Raw genomic sequence first — 18,122 nt, forward strand, 5'->3', positions numbered from 1 at the left:
TCCTTTCGGCCTCGCCGTTCCTATCTAGCCGGATCGACCGCTTCGGCGAGCCTATTCGCGACGCGCCTCCCGTAATTGGAGCACGGCCATCACGGACGGGCCACGGCGCGCGCAAGTTCGAGGGGGCGCATGGAGCGGATATTTCAGCGATCATCTGTGACGCCACTCCGCGTCATCTAGGCGCCGCGGTCGCTGTTCCGCCTGCGATCGACAGCAGCCGTCAGCCAAACCACGACGGACCGAGCGACAAGTCCTCGCGTGGCAACGGAGCTCCGGCTAGTCTCGACAAGCTTGGTGGATACGGCAACGTCTCGACCAGGCGATCATTATCCATCGTCTTCACGCTCGGATTCGTGGACCGAACGAGCACCGCCACGACAGGTCCAGCCGAACGGCAACGAGCCGAAAATGTGGCCGATCGGCCTCGCTTGCGCTTTCACTGGATTTCGCACGGCGGCCGGCTATGGCGAGGCGAAGCGCAACGATGCACCGGGAAGGAACTTGGCGCTCGACCTTCGATCCTCCTGATGATTCTGCCCTGAGCGCAAACCGCCGCACTTTGTCCGATTTCGTTCTAACGTCGAGTCTCGGGAGCGATGCGTTCGCCTACATCGACATCAGCGGCGTCTTCACCGTCTGGGCCGAAACCACGGCTTCGTTGGCGAGACCGGTGCAGAGCTCGCCGATGCGGGAAGCGTGGGTGAAAAAGTCTCCGTAAGCGCTCCAACAGAAATCCGATTGGAGCTGTACGATTTCATCGAGTTTCTGCGCCTGCAGTAATTTCTCGAAATAGGCGCGACCCTTGTCGAGTGATTGCTTGGAATACTCGGTAGCTTCCGCACCGATCGCGGTGACGCTCTTCGCCGTCGAATTGGTCGCGGAATTGAACGCCTCGATCTGGGAGTTTCCGAATTCGCGAAACGTATCAAAGTAAAGATCGGCCATTCTCGTTCCCTCCGTTCTTTCGCTCCGCAAAAGCCTCATGCGAAGCGCTCACGCTTCGCATGAGGCTTCCTGGAAAGTCGGAAATGAACGTTCAGCGGGCAAACCCGGGGAAACACGTAGCCGTGAAGGCTGTTGTCACGACCGTGATCGAATTTGCGTGCCGGCGAGCGACCACACGAATCGTACTCGCTATCTCAACGAGGGTTGAACGCCGGCAGGGCTCCGTGATCATCGCAGCAGCGATCTTGAGCCTTGTAAATCCGTGCACTCTAAAGTTTTCCCTTGGCCGTCAAAGCTCCGCCAACGGCAATACAAAACTGAACACGGTGCCGCCTCCCGGATTGTCTCTAGCCCAGAGTTTTCCGTGGTGGGCCTCGATAATGGAGCGAGAGATCGACAGGCCGACGCCCAAACCGTGCGGCTTGGTGGTCATGAACGGTTCGAACAACTTCTCCTTGACCGAACCACGGAGGCCGTGGCCTGTGTCGGCCACGTCAGTCGGTATCATCCAGCCGTCAGCCAAGCGCGTGGACACGATCATTTCGCGTCTCTCACAGTCCCGCATCGCCTCGATCGCATTGCGCTTCAGGTTTACTACGACCTGCTGGATCTGCACCCGGTTTATGAGAACGTGGTCTGGCTTTGCGTCAAGACGCACCACCGTGTTGACGCCATTCTCCACTGCCATCGCGTCAGTGAACTCGCAGGCGGATCGCACCACTTCGTTCAAGCTTTCCCGTGATTTTACCGCTTCCCCGCGCGAAACGAACTGGCGCAGGCTGTCGACGATCTCCGACACGCGGAATGCCTGTTCTCTCGCCGCGTCCAAGGCTCTGTCGACCTTCTCCAAAGAGACGCCGTGTTCCTCGAGAAGTCTGCGGACGACGCTGTGGTAGGCGTTGATTGCTGACAGCGGCTGCTTGAGTTCATGGGCGAGCCCGACGGTCATGTTCGCGATGGCGTCGAGCCTCTGCATGTGAAGTTCATGCATACGGCTTTCGAACCTGCGCCGCTCGCTCAGGTCGTGTGCGTGACGCCGATGAAGACGCGATTTGAGCCCAGATGAACCTCGGAGATCCCCAGCTCCATTGGGAAAACTGTTCCATCCTTGCGGCGTCCTTCCACCGTCCGGCCAATGCCGATAATCTTGGCCTGGCCTGTCCGCAGATAATTGCTGATATAATGGGCATGCTCGCTTCTGTACGGCTCCGGCATCAGGATGCGGACGTTTTGTCCTATGACCTCCTCGGGAGCGTAGCCGAAGAGCGTCGCGGCGGCCGGGTTGAACGAGAGGATTGTTCCGGCCTCATCGATGGAGATGACGCCGTCGAAAGCTCCGTTCACGATCGCGGCGAGGAAGGCGTCCCCGCTGATGCTCGGAGGCTTTGTCTTTTCGCCGCGCAAGGGGGTGCTGTCTTCGCAGGTGCGGCCCATTGCAATTTCCGGTGAATTCGCGAAGACCGTCAGAGTGACTCAATTCGGCTCCGGGAACAAGGCTGAATGCTAGCTTGTTTGCCGTGAGCGCAGCGAAAGCGGAGCCCTTCCAATGAAGCGGAAGGCGGTCGCGAGTCGAAACTCCTCATCTTGCGCACGGGCCGGACCCAGCGCTCGCTCCTGCCGACGCAGGATAGAGACCGCGAACCACCCGGGAAAATTGGAGATTGGCACATTGAAAAATGCTCGGCCGTCATGGCTATCCATGCCCACGACAAAGTCGAGCTCGGCGCATCCATGACGATCCCGAAGGCCGCGACGACCTGCAGAGCGATTCAGCCGTGCATCGGCGTGATCGAGGGCGCCTGCGACGACCCATGAGCAATATCCCATGCCGGACCAAGGCCCACGATGAACGGGACGACGCCGATCCGCGGGAGATCGGCGCCGTCCGTGAAGTGACGGAGCCCGAACGGCAGACCCGAGGAAGCAGAGATCGCCGCGAGACTTTGTGAGAAAAGCGTTGCGGTCCTTGCGAAAGCGACAATGACGATATTATCGCGCTCCAAGCCCAAAGACGAACTCTCATGAGCATCGCCTTTGCTCCAGCGCTACGAAAATCATTCGCGCATGAAGACACGGAAGGACCAAGGCTCTGAACCTCTGTGTCTCAACACGCATCTCCAGCCGCTCTCGATCAATGAACGCGCAATGGCGCGATTGAACCAGCCGTGGCCGATCAGAGCCGTGGTCCCGTGATGCGCCTCGACAGTGAGCCGCTTCGCCGCAATCGATCCGCGTTCGGCGATCGCCCGACGCAGCGACCGATTCGTTGATTCCCCGATGCGCGACCAAGCGAACCACGCTAAGAGCGGCATTTGAAATAAAAGTCGTGGAACGACGTGATGGGGCTCTTCATTGAATATCGCTTCGTATCGAATTTCACGATCGGTCGAGAGCATGCGCGCCGATTCTCTCGCGCGCGGCAGTTCGCTCGCGAACAAGCCGCTGGCCAGTCTGAGCCGTTCGGTCAATTCTTCCGGCGGACGAGAATCCAAGCAGAGGGGTGCGGTATCGTAATCTTCGAGATAGCGAAGGAAGCGCTCGCGTGAAAAGAGGCCGTCGGATGCAATCGCGACGCGGCCGTGGCGAATGAGGATAATCGCTGAGGCCATGAGACGGCCGTGCTCCTTTCGCGTGCTTGAGCGCGCCGGTGGCGGTGGAGTATAGGTGCCACGACAAGATCAGTGCGGAACTGCGCGCCGCTTTTATCAACCTACGTCCGAAACTGCCAGCCGCCGGCGACGAAGATGATGTCGTAGGGACGACCGCGCAGCTCGTCGACGATGCGCGCGGCAGCGCGCTCCGGGGGCCCAATCTGTAGTTGCCTGACAGCTCGGGGCTTGCCACGCAGTTTCTTCTCAGCGTGCACGCGACGGCCATGCGCATTCAGTTGCGCCAATGACTGCTCCTGGCGCATCATCGCCATAGGAATTGTCGCAACGCCACCCCAAAACATAGACGAAGCTCTGCCTTAACTGGATCGGCGCCGATCCCCTTACCGGCGCCCGCCGCTTCCGAGAATCGCCCGCACGACCGCCTTCCCGAATTCTCGTTGCTCCGCGTCTCTGTCGGAACCGGCCAGATCGTGCGTGACGAGGGGCGCTCCGCCATAGGCCGCTCGCATGGTCGCGTGGGTTCGCTGCTTTCGCAACCGATAATCCTCGTCGTCGAAGCCCATGGTCTCGACGATCACCGTCTCGCAGGCGACATTCGCGGCGGGCGCCGCCCGCAGTACGAAATCTTGAATGCAGACGCTTCGTCCGACCGGATCCGCTTCGTTCGCATACGGGCCGACGTCGAACACCGGCTTTTCGATCGTCACCTCGATTCCGTGCTTTCTCTGGAGCCACCCCTGTAGTCCGAGCAGGCGCTCCAATGTCAGACGCTCGAAATTGTTGTCGACGAGCATCAGACGATGCTTTGCGACACAGGGATGCACATAGGCCGACAGGACCTCGATCGGGCCGTTCTCCGTGGCGCGCCCGACGAGGCAAGCGGCGAGATAAGGCGCGCGAGCGCCAGCTGCGCTCCGCCCCGCCCCGCCGGCCTTCTCGCCGAACACCGAGATGCGGCCTCGAACGGGGATCGGCGTGCTGGAAAATGGCAGCAGCTCGCCCTGGCGAACGGCTTCGAGCGTCGTGATCAGCACGCCATGCGGACGGTTTCTGGTGAAGATGCCGGGCCTCGCCGTGTCGATCCGCGAGACGAGGTTGTCGAGGGCCTTCGGAAAGGTCGTCGAGAAATCCCTCAGTCGGGCGGGACTGTCGAGAAAGACGCCTTCGGACGCTCGTCGAACCGCCGCGAATTGTTCGGAAAGCAAGCCAAATCGGCCACCGGGCGGAACGATTTGCAATCCGGCCTTGTCCACCAGCAAGGCCAGCAGCTTCGCGAGGCTCGGCCGAGATCGGACCTTGGAGACTCCCACAAAGGATCGATCGAGAGCCCGCCTCCCGTCGCTGAACGGTCCCGCGAGGCGCAGCGGGCCTGTGGCGGCGATCCGAGTATAGGTTCTTACGATCTCGAGCTGTTCCGACGGATCGCGATAGAAATCGCATGTCTCGTCATGTTCGGGCCAGCAGGCGCCCGTTCGGCGCCGGATATAGGATTGCGCGACGGGAACCAGCCGTCCGCGCCGCCCGTCCGGACGACAGGCGCAGGCGAACCACATCCCAGCGCCCATCTGCTGATAATGCGCGACGACTTCGACGGCTCTGGATCGCTCGGCGAGACCTCCGCCGTAGCGTCCGAAAGCCGCGCGCAACAGGCGATCGTCCTCCTCCGAGAGAGCGACGCCTTCTTCTTCGGTCTCTTTCGGAACGGCGTGAAGCAGCTGCACGGCTTCCCTTTCTCACGCAATCAATCGACGCGCCCGTGCCGCCACCCCGCCGCGACCGCCTCCTGCTCCGAGCAGAACCACCGCTCTCCGGCGCTCTGGTCGATCTTGACGCGGTCGTAGAAAGGTTCGCCGGGCTTATGAAAAATCCGCTCGCCTTTGCGACTGATATTGCCTTTGATTGCGCAGCTCGCCGGCGCCGGCGCATTCGTCGAAGCCGGAGCGACGACCTTCGACGCGAAAGAAGGGCCTGGCGCGCCGATGGGTTTGGCCGCCGACCAGATCTGCGCGAAGCGCCCCTCGAAGGCCTGCGCCGCGGCGCGATCACGCAGGACAATGAGATCATTGTCTTGCTGTTTCAGACCCGAAGCCGTCAGATTGGCGGAGCCCGACCGCAGCGTCGCGCCGTCGATGGAATAGGACTTGAGGTGCATGAACGGCCCAGGCGGGCTGACGCGAATGTCTCCAGAGATCTCTCGCAGGCGATCGAGATCGCTCCGCTCGCTGGGATCGAGGACGATGCGGACCGTCACGCCGCGCCGATGAGCGTCGATCAAGGCGTCGATGACTGGCCAATCCGTCAGCACGTAAGCGGCGAGTTCGATCGTGGAGCGCGCGGCGCGAAGAAGCGCCACATCGACGCGTTCCAGATTCTCGGCGGGCGCGTAATGGATTTCAGGTGGTTCGGCCGCCATGACGGACAGCGACTGCGACTGTGCGAGAACGAATACGCCGGCGAGAAGTGAAAAGCGAAAAAACATATGATGCCGCTCCCGTGAATCGAAGGACGTCCTCGAGCCTTCAGAACGCGATGTTTTTGGATGATTGGCGCGTCGGCTCAGATTTCCGACAGCTCGTCATGCACACTGTCTTTGTGCTTGGCGGAGACATACCAGCCATAGGTCTGGGGATCCCATCGCGCGCGCCCACGAAGCACATCGGCCGCCGCGTCGCCGACGCGCGCGTTGGGTGGCCACCAGACGCGCATCTCGCCGTTCTCCAGGAGCGTCACCCAGATTTTTCCCAATGACGTTTCGATCGTGTCTTTCATGTTGCGATCCAATATTACTTTGCTCGAAATAGCCGATGACGCCGAGGGCAATTCTCATCTTCGCTCGATCGCTCGAAGTTCGGGCCGAGCCGATTTCACGACGCCGGCCTCGCGCAGCAACGTCACGAGCGCCGAAACCGTATAAGCTCGCCGCGCTCTCGCCCTCAGCAGCGGAATGCCGATCTCGCGGAACACGGCGTCGACGAATATATCGCGTTCTCTTCGATGCGGCAGCGCATGCGTCCTGTCGTCCAGCTCGATGGCCGCGACGGGCTCCAGGCTGGCGGAATCGCAGATGACGAAATCGATGCTCTTGCCGAACACCTTGTTCATCGCCGCGCGTCGCTTCGCGCTGGTTGCGCTCAGATCGACGTCGACGAGCTCCGCGAGCCGCACCTGCGCGAACACGCGATAGCCTTGTCCGACAGCTTCGTCCAAGACGCACAGGAAGCGCTTCTCAGTTGTCGTCAGAAATCGCCCGCGCCGATAGGCGGGCCGTCGGGAGCCGATGAGCGCGACAATCACCAGAAGGATGACGCCGAGCAGCGCCAGAGGCGCGACATGCTCGATATCCATAAGCCGCATCGGCGCCATTATGGGGAGGCCTCCACTCGCCGCCGCGGCGTCGGCTGTTCCACCACCGCCGCGTTCGGAGCGATCATCGACGTGATCGCCGCCAAATCGGCTCGCAGCTTCTCCCGATTTTCCCGGCTGGGCAATGTCCCCTCGGTCTCCTTTACGGCTGTTTCGATCTTGCCGAGAAGAATCGACGCCCTCTCTCTGGCGGCCTCTCCTTCCTCGCCGATCGCCGCCTCGATCTCGACGATCTTTTCGAAGAGCGCCTTGTCGAAAGGCTCATTGGGCCGAACGTCGCCCGGGGCCTCCCCGCCCGTTCCGTGCAGCGCCGATTTGAGCATGACCAGGAGGCGGGCCGCCGCGCCCTGCCTCTCCTCGCCCGGAATAAAAGGAACTTCGCCCGCGGCGCGGATCGCCGCGTCGACGCAGGCGTCCCGATCGCCTCCATTCGCCTTCGCGTCGCGTAAGGCTTCGTATATCGCCCTCAGCGTCGGCTCCATGGGCTCGCGGCCGCCGGCGGCGACCATCCCATTCTCGATATTGGCCGCAATTTCGTGGACCGCGTCGAGCTTCGCCTCCAGCTCGACGCGGGCGGGCGGCGCGAGAGACAGGCGCCTGACGAGCGGCTTCGGCCCGGACTTGTCGACCTTCGCATGAAAGACCTTGGCGTAGATCCGGCGGCCGCCGAACAGCATGATCGCCTCGCCTTCGATCAGGCTCTGCAGGTCGCGCCAGTTCACCCGCGACACCTGACGCACATCGGCCTGGCGGGTGTCATGATAGACGCCGATGTCGCCGCCGCGAAAGCTCGTCGCCTGCGCCACATCCGTCTTGCCCGAGGTCTCCTCGATCCATTCCCGCGTGCGATTGGCGTCTTGCTGGCGCATGGCCGCGGTCAGATTGGCGTTGCCGAGCAGCGTATAGGTCTTCTCGCCGAGCCGAGCGAATATACCGGAAACCTCCTGAAAGCCGAGCCAGAAGGCGATATTCAAGCTGCGGCCCTGCGCCATCATCCGGTCGAGATCACTCGTCGCATAATAGGCGAGCTCGTCCAGCACGATATGATAGGGAGCCTCCATGCCGAGCATTTCTTTCGGCATGCCGAGCATTTGCGCCATCATGCCGCGCAGCGACGTCACCACGATCTTTCCGAGCCCCGCCAATGTGTCGGAGGAGTTCTCCAGGGCCGGCAGCGAGACCACGAGAATGCGGCGGTTCAAGACCACGTCGCGCATGTCGATGTCGCCCTGCTCGACCTTGAATATGTGTCCGAGCGACACGCCGAGCTGCGTGAACATCTCGGTGAAATAGAATCGCGCATAGCCGTGCTGCTTGGACGGATCGTCTGACTTCTGCTTGTTGTAGTCGAGGTCCGTGTCATAGCCGGGAAGCTCGCCGAGATAGGCGAGCAGCGGATAGACGACATCCTGCGGCAGATCGAGCGGAATGTCCCTGATCTTTCCGGACGCGGGATCGCGCAATTCATAGTGGCCTTTGACGGCGAGCTTCCAGATCACACGGAGCTCGAGCGCGTCGCGGATCTTCTCGATGTCGATCGGAATGCCGGCGTGATCTCGGATCCAGGTCAGGACGGGGATCACCGCTCCGATCAAGGCGACGGCGCGGCTGCGGAACACGCCGTTCGAGTCATTGGCGGCCTGCTCGCCGAGCTGGCTGACCACCATTTCGCGGATGGCGTCGGCATTCCCTGTGGCGAAAGGATTGAAGCTGTTGCTCTCTTTGCTGCCGCTGGCGACGAGGAGATTGAGATGCAGCACATCGTCCTCGCGGCCGAACCGGCGCGCGAGCGCCATCACCTCGCCGAACAATGTGTGGTCGGCCTTGCCGTCGACGAGCACGAAGCCGCTCGCATGAGTCAGCGCATTGGAGACGAAGCCCAAAATGGCGGTGGTCTTGCCGGCGCCGGTCGTCCCTGGAATGGTCGCATGTTGGCGGCCGTCCTCGGCGGTGATCCATAATTCCCGGCCGGAGACGTCGCGGCCGAGATAAATGATTCCCGCCGCCATGCGCGGCGCGCGGTTTCTGGGATCGGGATAGTTCCAGTCGGCGACGCCGGCGCTCTTAGGAAGCCGCATCGGCAGCTCGACGCGCCGCGTCAGGACAAGGGCCGCATATCCGATCGCCGCGGGGACGATCAGGTCGACCGAGGCCGGCTCCAGCAGCATGAGCCCGGCGCCGACGCTGAGCATGGCGCCGGAAAACTCGCTCATCAGCGAGCCCCAGACGCGCGTCGACATCGGCCGCAAATCGCGCAGCGCTTGCGCGCCCGACCGCTCGAACCGCTCCTGCGGCCCGGAAATCTCGCGTGGGATCATGCCGCTCTCCCCGATGTCGGCGCTCGCGTCATTGCTGCAGGCCGAAGGCGGCCGGACCAGATCGGCCCGCGTCCGCCGGCGTCCCCGGAGCGGGCGTGATCTGCGGGGGCCGCTGCAGGTCGCGAGCGAGCGCGTCCGGCAATGGCGCGGCCGACGACGCGGCGGGATCCGGCGAGGCAACCACTCGGCTCGCGCCGAGCGGCTTTTGCTCGGAGGAGACGCTCCCTGCCCGGAAGCCCAAAAAGGCGACCGCCGACACGCCGAATGCGACGACGAGCGTCGTGAGCAGAGAACGTCTCGTTCCGCCGGTCGGGGCGGCGATCGGCGCTCGCCCGTTCCCCGAGGTCGCGACGCCTACCGGCCCGTCCAGGTGCACATGCACGTCGATGTGAATGTGCGGCGTTTCGAAAACAATTCTTTTCTCGTCAGTGGAAATCGCCTCGTCCATCATGACCTCCCTCGGTTCTTCCTGAAACGCATGGTCGAGGCGCTCTGCGCGAATGAGAAGGCGGGTCAGAGCTTTTGGACGGCCGCGAGCGAATTATCGATCGACGCGACGCGCAATGGCGCGCCGGCGATCCGCTCCGCGGCCCAATGGTCACGCGCGCCGATCGCTTCGACGAGCGGCGTCGGGTGAAGGAGCGGGTCGAACATATCGGCGGGAAAGCCCAGGGAATGCAGCGCGTACCAGAGCCGCCGATCGACGAGCTTCAAGAATCCGAAGTCCGCGGGCGGGAGAACGCCGCCTTCCGCTCGCGCGGCGAGGAGGGCGCTCATCGTCGCCGTGGTCGTGAAGCCATGCGCCGATATCGTCTGGGCCAGGGAGGAACCCAGCTCCCTCTCTCCCAACCAATGATCGGCTCGCTCGACGAGGGCGGCCGGGAATGCAAGGGCGCGATCGGGTCCGGTCCGGCCTTCCTTGCCCGTCATCCCCAGCGCCGAGGAGAGATCGCCCAGCAAGCGCCGCCCTTCATCGTGGCGCCGCGCCCGATGCAGGGCGAAGGCCGCCCATAGGCAGCGAATATGCGGCGGCGCCTCTGCCGGGTCGCGCATGGCCGAGCCGAGCTGGCGCGTCAGCTCCGCGCGCGCGCCTGCCGCATTGAAGGCGCCCTTGTCGTCCGTCGCCCAGTGCTCGATCCACTCGGCGCGGGTCAAAGCGCGATCTGCGGGACGCGGCTTTCCCGGACCGATGTCGACGAGCCCCAATTGTCTGCGCACGAAGGCGGCGGGCGTCCGAAAGGATCGAAGCTGCTCGCGCATCAGAGCTTCGAGATCGAGCGGCCGGGAAAAGCGCTTCGCCCCGGCGCGGCTCGCGCAGACCGCGGCGAGCGCCAGAACGACGCCGATCGAGGGCAGCAGAAAGAAGCGCCCGATCTCGCGAGCGAGCCGAAGCAGCTGCGAAAATTTCACCGTCGCGGGATTGGTCGCGAGAAGCTGGGCGTCGGCGACGTCATAGCGATCCGTGAACAGATGGATGACTCTCATCTGGCCGTGCAGGCCCTGCATGACGATCGCGCTGATCGCGGCGTGCTGCTCCTCCCAGAGATACCAGCCGCCAAAGCCGATGCCGACGACGAAGACGGCGACGCTCATCAAGAACGCAGCGCCGTCGCTCACATTGCCCTGTGACGCGTGCGAAACCGACATCACCTCACTCCGACGGTGACGGCGCCTTTGTCGGCCGAGGCGATCTCGCCGGCGGCCTCGCGTTGCAGACGCCGCCCTTGCGCCAGGACCAGGCGGCGGTAGGTGGCCTTGTGCCGTTCATTGTGTGAATGATAGAGCCCGATCCCCTCCCAGAGATCGCCGTCCGCCTCGTCGAGCGCCTGTCGCAGAATCCAGGCTCCGCCTTCGACATTGGCGCAGAATTCGTCGCGGAGAGCGCGATAGGTCGCCTCTCGCGACGCGCGCCAGTGTTCCGCGAGCTTGGGCACCCAGATCTGATTCACCTGCATCGGCCCGATGTCGACGGTGTCGTTCGTGTTCTGACTGACGGCGCCGAGCCGCCCGTTCTCGACGTTGAGAAGGATCAGCAGAACCTCGGGAGGGATCGAATGGGCGTGCGCGGCCGCGTCGATGCACGCCTTGACGTAATTGCCTTTCGCCAGATCGTCGGCGGCCCGCGCGGGCGCCGCGGCGGCCGCGAGCGAGAAGGCGAGAGTTATGAAAATCCGTCTCATTGGCGCTGCTCCTTCCCTCGCTGGTCGGCCTCAACGCGTTCGTGCGAGGCCGACCAGACATCGCCGAGCTTCTCCACCACGATCCCGTTCGGCCCGCAGGCCTGCGAGATCGCCTCCATCGTCGCCAGCATCGCCATTGTGAAGGAACCGGCGTCGATCATGGCGAGGCGATAGCCGAGGAGAGCGCCCTCGTCGGGCTGCGTCGTCAGTCCGAAACCCTCGCCCTTGACTTCCCGCCACAAGGCTTCCCCTGTCAGCAGGAACAGCGGCAGCAATCCATCCGCCGCGGCGGCGGCGTCGAAAGGTATGGTCACACCCTCGAACAGCACCGGCCGCCCGCCTTTCCGCAGAAGCTTCTCGAGCACAGCCTCGACATCCGCTATATCCAGGATCATGCCGCCCTCCTGCGCTTCCAGGTCGGAACAGCGGTTCGCACCGGCCCGATCAGCATGCGCCGCAGGAGCCGCAAGACCGAGGACACGGTGAGGCCCGCCCAGCTGACGACGATGAAAAAGGTCATGCCGCCGATCGCAATGTAGAAAGTGACCCAGCTCCAATAGACGACGAAGACCAGCAGGGGCAGGCAGGCGCGCCCGTCCAGAAACAAGATACGAGTCGGCAGAGCGGTGTTGCGCCACATCAGGCTTCCTCCCTCAATTCGTGCGCCGCCGTCTCCTCGCTGATGCGGCCATCCCGCAAGGCCCTGTCGATCGCCTGCGCAAAAGATTGTCCCTGCTCTTCGATGGCGCGGCGCGTCAGGCCCGGCCATTGCGCCGGGTCTGTCTCCAAAAAGCGATTGCGGAGCTTGCGATCGAACACGAGGAACTCGCGCAGCGCCGTGCGCTTTCCGTCGAGAGACCGCGTCAGCCTCTGATTGACGACGAGCCGCAGCGACTGCGCGACGGCGCTGATCAAATTCTCGCGCTCGGCCAAGGGGCAGAGGCTGGCGATGCGCTGCATCGTCAGCGCGACGTCATTGGCGTGGATCGTCGTCGTCAGCGTATGACCGGAGATCGCCGCCTGAATGGCGGCGCTCATCGTCACCGAATCGCGGCACTCGCCGACGATGATGTCGGTCGGCTCGCGTCGCATGCAGCCACGAATGAACAGTTCGAAGGTCGGAAGATCGCGTGGGATCTCGCTCTGGTTGATCGTCGAGCTGGGGCTCTTAACGCGATCGAGCAAAAACTCGACCGGGGCGGCGCCTTCGATTATGTCGTAATGCCCATCCGGGTCGAAAAGCTTTGCGACCGTCATGCCGGCGATCAGCGTGGATTTTCCCGAGCCCGTGCCGCCCGACACGATCACCATGCCGTTTCGGGGGCGGAAGGCCTCCATGATCCCCGGCTCGACCAGCTGCTCTTCCAGCGACGGGGGCAATCCGGGGATGGGACGCAGCACGATATTGACGCCGGACCTGCGGCTGCTGCGCGTCGAGGTGACATTGAGCCGGTAGCGAAGCCGTTCGGTGCGGCTCAAGGCGATCTCATAGGTCGTATCGAGCTCGCCGCCGCCCTGCATATGCGCCATGCCGTCGGCGCCATAGAGATGATTGACGATCTGTGCGATCTCCGCCTCGTCGACCGTCGTGTCGCCGATCGCCTCGTCCCCGTCCGCCCTGTCTCCGACCCTGCGATTGCGGCCGTAGATCCTCAGCCGAGGGCGATGCCCCGTCTGAAAAGAGACTTTCGAAGCGCCCGAGCGATAGGCCCAGGTCAGAAGCGAATCCAGGCCGGGCGCGCTCTTTCGCGGATCTGCGACCCAGCGAAGTCCCGCGCCATTCCAAAATTCGTCGACCATAATGACCTCCTGCGTCAGACGCTCACGCGTCCGCTCGACAAACCCAAATCAGTCGATGGGGTCGGGAAACCACTACGCCCTCACTTCGGACATGGCCCGTGGCGCTTTGGCGCCCAACGGCGCGCGTCGGCCTGCAGGCCGGGCTGATCGGTGATGCGGACGATCCGATCGCCTGCGCGCAGCTCGTCGCGACCGCCGTTCACGATGCTGTTCTGGAAGGCGACCTTCGGATGCTCGACCAATCCGGCGCGCAGCAGCACGCGAAACCGCGCCATGCCGACGATGTCGCGCTGCAGGCGACCGAGGTCGGAGAGAAAAATCTCCACCGCCTGCTTCTCGCCCTGCGCCCACCCTTCGGCCACCCATTTGTTCCAATAGGCGGCTTCCTGCTCGGTGCGCGGAAGCACGGCGTCGTGCGGCCGCGTCGGGGCTTTCCAATTGCGGACGAGATAGGCGCGCCAATTCGGCGGGGCGGAGGCGAGCTGCGCTTCGCGCGTGATCTGATAGACGCAGTCCGTTTCGCGAGCGACCTGCGCATTCTCGCCGAGCGCAAAGGCGAGCTGTCCCTGAGTCACGACCGGCGGGCGCATCAGCGTCCGGCCGCCGCCGAGCGGCAGCACCACGGCGTTGAAATCATAGCTCTTGTCGAGCGTCGCCTCGTAGCGACGCAGCATGTCGTTGATCGCGAAGGACCGCGCCGCCAGGCCGCCTTGCGCCCCGAAGCTCAGAGCCGCCTGATACAGCGTGTCCTCGCGCCCCGGCTCCAGCCCGAGCCCGGGATCGCCGCGCCCGGCGCGCACCGCCTGCAGCGCCTCGAGCGACGGCGGCCGTTCGCCTCCGACGACCGCAGGTTCCTGCGCCGCTCCGGTGATGGGCTTGTTCAACGGATTGCCGAGAACATGCGCCGCCGCATCGATCTCCGCGGGCGAAGGAGCCGGAGGTACAGGATAGACCTTGATCCCGCCGTCGGCGGCGAGGGCGGACGGAGTGAGACAGGTCGAGGCCAAAAGAGACGACGCGAGGAATGTCGAGACGAGCTTATGTAGCGCGGGCTTAGACATGATAAATCACCTGTATGCGATGATGTTGCGCGTCGACCTGCACGCTCGCGCGGTCGCCGGCGGCGCGGCCGATGGCCTGGAAAATCTCGTAGACGCGACGAGGCCCGGCTTTGACGCCGATCGACACTGGTTGGACGTTGAAGGCGGAATCGACGACGACCTCATATCCCACCTCGCCAGCGAGCTTTTCGACCGCCCCCTCGATCGGTCCCTCCCATTCGAAGGCAACGATCTTCTGCAGCTCGGCGGGCACGACGGCCGGCCCTTGACGCGGAGCCGGACGCATCCGGCCGAGCTCTCCCATCTCGCTATCGACATGGTCGACGCTGCGCCGAAGGGCGATCTCCGCATTCGGCATGCCTGCGGCGTCGACCGTCGTCGCAACATCATGCGCGCAGCCGCCCAGAATGCTCGACGCCAGTAGTAGGACGAGAACGCGACATGGATGGTTGGCGCTCATATGATCTGCTCCGTGTTTTTGCGCGATCACGCTATTCGGCGTCGGCGCGAATGACGATGAAATCTCTGCCGCTCGAGCCGGCTTTTGATGAGACGCCGTAGCTCGGCCTCTTCGGCAATCGCGAGTCGTTCGAGATCCAGAGCCCCGCGATGTTCCATTCGAGCGACGTCGCGCGTTCCCGAGCCGAACATGACGACGCCATTTGGACGAAGCTGGATGCGGAAGCTGGGCATAGCGACGCTCCTCGATCACGAAATCAGGCCGAAACGATTCCCCTGCTCTGCGCGAATTCAAATTCTCCGACGCGCGAAAAGAATTTGCGCGACGCTATCGAGCCGCCGCCGCGTTGAATTCCGAGCCGTTGTCGCCATATCGGAGCTTCGCGCCGATCCCGCGCGCGTCGGCCAGCTCGTCCGCCAATTCGTCGACGACGCCCGTTTCTGCGCGCGCGTCGAGCTCGCCGCGGCGCATGCGCTTGGCCTTGCGCTCCTCGATCTCTTTTTCCGCCGACCCGCCCGGGAATATTTTCGCGAGACGCCGCAGCGCCTCGCGAAACCCGATGCGGTCATAGAGACGATTGCGCAGCGCTCTATCGCCAGGCGTCGTCGAAAGCGCCCACAGCTCGATCGGACCGAGCGTGTTGACGAGCATCTGCTCATATTTGGCGTTATCCGCTTGCAGCACGACCAGGAACGGCGCCCCGACCGGACCGGGTCCATGAAGGCGGTGGCGGACAATGTCGGCGCTCGCTTCGGAGAGATTGAAGCGCTGCACGATCTCTTCGGCTTCCGCATCGTCGCCGGCCCGCAGCACGAAGCGTCCCGTCGATTGGCTGACGATCGCGTCGCCCATGTCGCTCAAGCGCTGACTGGCGAAACCGAGTTGAACATTGTGCTTGGGGCCTTCGCGCACATCGAGCTCGGCCTGGGCGCGGACTTGCGGACTGCCTTGCGTGCGGTGCCACTCGTCATAGTCGAGCCGCTTCACCGATTCGTAGATTTCCTGGAAGCGTGGCTGGTGGAAGCTCCGCGCCTCTTCCGGCACGAATGGCAGATAGTCGGGCTTCAGGAAGAAGTTGCGCGCGATGATGTGGCGGGCCAGCATATACATCATCTCGGTCTGCCGATTGGCAGCCGCAGAGCCGGTCGGCGCGACTTCGGCGAGATCCATGACGATGATGCGCGCCGCCCCGAAATCGAGCCGCGTCGGACTGTTCAAGGTCGGAAACTTGCGGATGACATCGTAGATGTAGCGCTCGAAGAGGTCCGAGGCCTGCTCCGCCGTCATGGCGATGGTGAGCTTGCCGAACATGTCCTTGACCTGGTCGGTTCGCGCGGCCCCGACCAGATCCTCCAGCACCGGAACGGCGTGCCGTTGCGCCACTTCCGCGAGACGATATTCTCCCACCGCGCACAAGCCCTTCACCACGTCTCGCCAATGCGGCTCGTCCTGGTGGAGATCGACGCCGTGCCGTTTGATCGCAATGTCGATGAGAGGCTCGACGCCACGCCGATAGCGCTTGGGGGACGCGCCTGGAACATCGGTGCAGAGCCGATAGGCTTCGTCGATGACGATGCCGATCATCTGATTCATGCCCTCGAAGGGCGTGCTCTGATCCGGGGGCAGCGTGATCAGCGCCAGAAAATTCTGCAAGAAGGCCTTTTCGAGCGGCAGCGGATATTCGCAGCCGACCTGCAGATCGAAGACGTTGAACTCGAAGCCGGGAGCGAATTGCATGCGCGTGTAGATCGCCTCGTGCCGGCGCTGCGGCCCGAGCGCTTCCTGAATGAGCAGCACGAAGCCTTCCGCGGAATCGCCGATATCGACCTTGCCGATCAGCGGCAGCTTCGCGCCGACCGCCCCCAGCGCCACGGAGCTGAGACAGAGGCCGAGGTTGATTGTATTGGCGAGCACCGATTTGCCCGAACGGGGCGGCGCGACGAATGTGTCGAGCACCTGCGGACGCTTCGAGCCGCCGGAGGGGTCGTAGGGCCACATGGCGCCGTTCGGCTGGCGGAACAGGACGCTGCCTCGGTCCCAGGGGGAGGCCGTGCGTCCCCAGGGCAGCATCGTCAGCACGTCCCCGATCAGCGCGACCGACGGAGGCGCCGTGGACGCCAGCGCCAGCCCCGGCACGCTGCTCATGACGCCATCGAGCGGATCGCCGATGACGGTCGTGCCCCGGCAATTGCCCCAGGCCTCGAGGCGCTGCTTCAATGTCGAGAGCCGCAAGCGGAGCTTGCCGACTTCGCCGAACGGCGCCCAGGTGGCGAAGGACGCACGCAGGCGCACGGCGATATGGTTGTTGTTTTCGCGCTCGCGCTTCAAAAGCTCGAAGGCGCGGGTGATGTCTCGGTTGCCGGGAAACATCCACAAGAACTGCGCGCCGGCGCTCTTCAGGAGCATGTCCGAATTGCCGCCGCCCTCGATCACGAAGGCGACGCGCCAAGGGACGCGATCCTGCCCGAGCCGCGACGACAGCTCGACGAACGGCCGCGGATCCTCCGGCCCCATCGTCATATCGACGCAGCCATAATCATAGAGGCCGATCTCCACCCTCTGCCCGTCATGGACGACGGCGTCGGAGTCGAAGAAGAGATCGCGGATCGCCGGCCACATCAGCGTTTCCAGGATCGGACGCTCATCCTTCTCATCCGGCCATCTCGGGCGAAAGGCGTCTCCGACCAAGGTCGGACGCCAGGCGGAGCCGACCGTCTCGCGATACATGGCCTCGCGCGCGACCACCAGAGCATCATGGGCCGAGATTTCCGTCGCGGCGACATCGAGTCCTTTCAGGGACGATACGACGCGAGAGACGAAGCCGGTGTGACGCGCCGCCATGACGTCGCTGCGCAGATAGAATTTCTGTGCGTCGCCGATGTTCGGGCATTTCTTGGCGAGCGCCGCCTGCTCCTCCTTCATCTGCTTGCGCTCTTCCTTGGTGAGCGTCGCCGCGCGCGTCCACAAGATAAAATACGCCGCCTCCCAGCGCATCATGCCGGTCCAGAGCTTTTTGCGTTCCTCGAAAATATCGCCCAGCTCCAGCCCGATTTCCTTGGCGATCTCCCGGCAGGCGGACATGTTGACGCGCTCGATCTCGACCGCGGCGAGATCGGGATCGGAGGCGTACCATCCGACGATCGCATGTCCCCTATTCTCCAGCGTCCCGGAGATGTCGATGCGCATGGCGTTGGCGAGGCGATCGATATCGGCCCGCGTCGACATGCGGCGCATGCCGCCGAGACGAAGGAAGCTCACATAATCGCCGTGCTTGGTGACGAGCGCGTCGCCATGCGAGGCTTCGACGTCGCAAAAGCTCGCGAGGGGCTGCTTGGCCATCAACGACACAGCGGCGAGCCCGCGGGAAATCCAATGGAGCATTT

The 18,122-nt window shown here is 63.7% G+C and carries 19 protein-coding genes; all 19 read right to left on the minus strand.

Features of this window, described 5'->3' with window-relative positions; genetic code table 11:
* Positions 1-606: 606 nt before the first annotated feature.
* Positions 607-945 (minus strand): phasin family protein, encoded by a 339-nt coding sequence (locus KP010_RS06540; protein ID WP_216280646.1) that lies wholly within the window; start codon positions 943-945, stop codon positions 607-609.
* A 289-nt stretch (positions 946-1,234) separates the two neighbouring features.
* Positions 1,235-1,936 (minus strand): sensor histidine kinase, encoded by a 702-nt coding sequence (locus KP010_RS22680; protein ID WP_253203574.1) that lies wholly within the window; start codon positions 1,934-1,936, stop codon positions 1,235-1,237.
* 26 nt (positions 1,937-1,962) lie between these two features.
* Positions 1,963-2,379: a PAS domain S-box protein gene (locus tag KP010_RS22685; protein ID WP_253203576.1), complete on the minus strand. Its 417-nt coding sequence runs from the start codon at positions 2,377-2,379 to the stop codon at positions 1,963-1,965.
* 620 nt (positions 2,380-2,999) lie between these two features.
* The gene (locus KP010_RS06550; RefSeq protein WP_216280647.1) at positions 3,000-3,554 is read right to left on the minus strand and encodes a hypothetical protein; all 555 of its coding nucleotides are present in this window, start codon (positions 3,552-3,554) and stop codon (positions 3,000-3,002) included.
* A gap of 101 nt (positions 3,555-3,655) precedes the next feature.
* The gene (locus tag KP010_RS06555; protein ID WP_216280648.1) at positions 3,656-3,868 is read right to left on the minus strand and encodes a hypothetical protein; all 213 of its coding nucleotides are present in this window, start codon (positions 3,866-3,868) and stop codon (positions 3,656-3,658) included.
* Between the two features lie 69 nt (positions 3,869-3,937).
* The gene (locus tag KP010_RS06560) at positions 3,938-5,278 is read right to left on the minus strand and encodes a DUF1173 domain-containing protein (RefSeq protein WP_216280649.1); all 1,341 of its coding nucleotides are present in this window, start codon (positions 5,276-5,278) and stop codon (positions 3,938-3,940) included.
* Positions 5,279-5,298: 20 nt separating this feature from the next.
* The gene (locus KP010_RS06565) at positions 5,299-6,036 is read right to left on the minus strand and encodes a phospholipase D-like domain-containing protein (protein WP_253203578.1); all 738 of its coding nucleotides are present in this window, start codon (positions 6,034-6,036) and stop codon (positions 5,299-5,301) included.
* A gap of 77 nt (positions 6,037-6,113) precedes the next feature.
* The gene (locus tag KP010_RS06570) at positions 6,114-6,326 is read right to left on the minus strand and encodes a hypothetical protein (protein ID WP_216280650.1); all 213 of its coding nucleotides are present in this window, start codon (positions 6,324-6,326) and stop codon (positions 6,114-6,116) included.
* 54 nt (positions 6,327-6,380) lie between these two features.
* Positions 6,381-6,902, minus strand: coding sequence for a DUF2726 domain-containing protein (locus KP010_RS06575; protein WP_216280651.1), 522 nt, complete (start codon positions 6,900-6,902; stop codon positions 6,381-6,383).
* Between the two features lie 17 nt (positions 6,903-6,919).
* Positions 6,920-9,238, minus strand: coding sequence for a type IV secretory system conjugative DNA transfer family protein (locus tag KP010_RS06580; RefSeq protein WP_216280652.1), 2,319 nt, complete (start codon positions 9,236-9,238; stop codon positions 6,920-6,922).
* 28 nt (positions 9,239-9,266) lie between these two features.
* On the minus strand, positions 9,267-9,689 hold the full coding sequence (locus KP010_RS06585) for a hypothetical protein (protein ID WP_216280653.1): 423 nt from the start codon (positions 9,687-9,689) through the stop codon (positions 9,267-9,269).
* 62 nt (positions 9,690-9,751) lie between these two features.
* Positions 9,752-10,885, minus strand: coding sequence for a hypothetical protein (locus KP010_RS06590; protein ID WP_216280654.1), 1,134 nt, complete (start codon positions 10,883-10,885; stop codon positions 9,752-9,754).
* Entirely contained in the window at positions 10,885-11,418 is a 534-nt protein-coding gene (locus KP010_RS06595) for a lytic transglycosylase domain-containing protein (protein WP_216280655.1), read from the minus strand. The genes KP010_RS06590 and KP010_RS06595 overlap by 1 nt, the downstream gene beginning before the upstream one ends.
* Positions 11,415-11,813, minus strand: coding sequence for a hypothetical protein (locus tag KP010_RS06600; RefSeq protein WP_216280656.1), 399 nt, complete (start codon positions 11,811-11,813; stop codon positions 11,415-11,417). Before KP010_RS06600 ends, KP010_RS06595 begins: the two co-directional genes overlap by 4 nt.
* A complete protein-coding gene (gene icmT, locus KP010_RS06605) occupies positions 11,810-12,058 on the minus strand; it encodes an IcmT/TraK family protein (RefSeq protein ID WP_216280657.1) in 249 nt (82 codons plus the stop codon). Before icmT ends, KP010_RS06600 begins: the two co-directional genes overlap by 4 nt.
* Entirely contained in the window at positions 12,058-13,218 is a 1,161-nt protein-coding gene (locus tag KP010_RS06610) for a type IV pilus twitching motility protein PilT (RefSeq protein WP_216280658.1), read from the minus strand. The genes icmT and KP010_RS06610 overlap by 1 nt, the downstream gene beginning before the upstream one ends.
* 80 nt (positions 13,219-13,298) lie before the next feature.
* The gene (locus tag KP010_RS06615) at positions 13,299-14,279 is read right to left on the minus strand and encodes a type IV secretion system DotC family protein (RefSeq protein WP_216280659.1); all 981 of its coding nucleotides are present in this window, start codon (positions 14,277-14,279) and stop codon (positions 13,299-13,301) included.
* Positions 14,272-14,739 (minus strand): DotD/TraH family lipoprotein, encoded by a 468-nt coding sequence (locus KP010_RS06620; protein WP_216280660.1) that lies wholly within the window; start codon positions 14,737-14,739, stop codon positions 14,272-14,274. Before KP010_RS06620 ends, KP010_RS06615 begins: the two co-directional genes overlap by 8 nt.
* Before the next feature lie 327 nt (positions 14,740-15,066).
* A complete protein-coding gene (locus KP010_RS06625; protein WP_216280661.1) occupies positions 15,067-18,120 on the minus strand; it encodes an ATP-binding protein in 3,054 nt (1,017 codons plus the stop codon).
* Between the last annotated feature and the right edge of the window lie 2 nt (positions 18,121-18,122).

Origin of the sequence: Methylosinus sp. KRF6 (assembly GCF_018887255.1) — a bacterium.
Lineage (GTDB): Bacteria > Pseudomonadota > Alphaproteobacteria > Rhizobiales > Beijerinckiaceae > Methylosinus > Methylosinus sporium.

Coding starts and splice junctions, on each gene's coding strand:
- KP010_RS22680 (WP_253203574.1), bottom strand. CDS start 1,936: ATGCATGAACTTCACATGCAGAGGCTCGACGCCATCGCGAACATGACC.
- KP010_RS06595 (WP_216280655.1), bottom strand. CDS start 11,418: ATGAGACGGATTTTCATAACTCTCGCCTTCTCGCTCGCGGCCGCCGCG.
- KP010_RS06540 (WP_216280646.1), bottom strand. CDS start 945: ATGGCCGATCTTTACTTTGATACGTTTCGCGAATTCGGAAACTCCCAG.
- KP010_RS06585 (WP_216280653.1), bottom strand. CDS start 9,689: ATGATGGACGAGGCGATTTCCACTGACGAGAAAAGAATTGTTTTCGAA.
- KP010_RS06615 (WP_216280659.1), bottom strand. CDS start 14,279: ATGTCTAAGCCCGCGCTACATAAGCTCGTCTCGACATTCCTCGCGTCG.
- KP010_RS06620 (WP_216280660.1), bottom strand. CDS start 14,739: ATGAGCGCCAACCATCCATGTCGCGTTCTCGTCCTACTACTGGCGTCG.
- KP010_RS06555 (WP_216280648.1), bottom strand. CDS start 3,868: ATGGCGATGATGCGCCAGGAGCAGTCATTGGCGCAACTGAATGCGCAT.
- KP010_RS06590 (WP_216280654.1), bottom strand. CDS start 10,885: ATGTCGGTTTCGCACGCGTCACAGGGCAATGTGAGCGACGGCGCTGCG.
- KP010_RS06570 (WP_216280650.1), bottom strand. CDS start 6,326: ATGAAAGACACGATCGAAACGTCATTGGGAAAAATCTGGGTGACGCTC.
- KP010_RS06625 (WP_216280661.1), bottom strand. CDS start 18,120: ATGCTCCATTGGATTTCCCGCGGGCTCGCCGCTGTGTCGTTGATGGCC.
- KP010_RS06575 (WP_216280651.1), bottom strand. CDS start 6,902: ATGGATATCGAGCATGTCGCGCCTCTGGCGCTGCTCGGCGTCATCCTT.
- KP010_RS06580 (WP_216280652.1), bottom strand. CDS start 9,238: ATGATCCCACGCGAGATTTCCGGGCCGCAGGAGCGGTTCGAGCGGTCG.
- KP010_RS22685 (WP_253203576.1), bottom strand. CDS start 2,379: ATGGGCCGCACCTGCGAAGACAGCACCCCCTTGCGCGGCGAAAAGACA.
- KP010_RS06550 (WP_216280647.1), bottom strand. CDS start 3,554: ATGGCCTCAGCGATTATCCTCATTCGCCACGGCCGCGTCGCGATTGCA.
- KP010_RS06610 (WP_216280658.1), bottom strand. CDS start 13,218: ATGGTCGACGAATTTTGGAATGGCGCGGGACTTCGCTGGGTCGCAGAT.
- KP010_RS06565 (WP_253203578.1), bottom strand. CDS start 6,036: ATGTTTTTTCGCTTTTCACTTCTCGCCGGCGTATTCGTTCTCGCACAG.
- icmT (WP_216280657.1), bottom strand. CDS start 12,058: ATGTGGCGCAACACCGCTCTGCCGACTCGTATCTTGTTTCTGGACGGG.
- KP010_RS06600 (WP_216280656.1), bottom strand. CDS start 11,813: ATGATCCTGGATATAGCGGATGTCGAGGCTGTGCTCGAGAAGCTTCTG.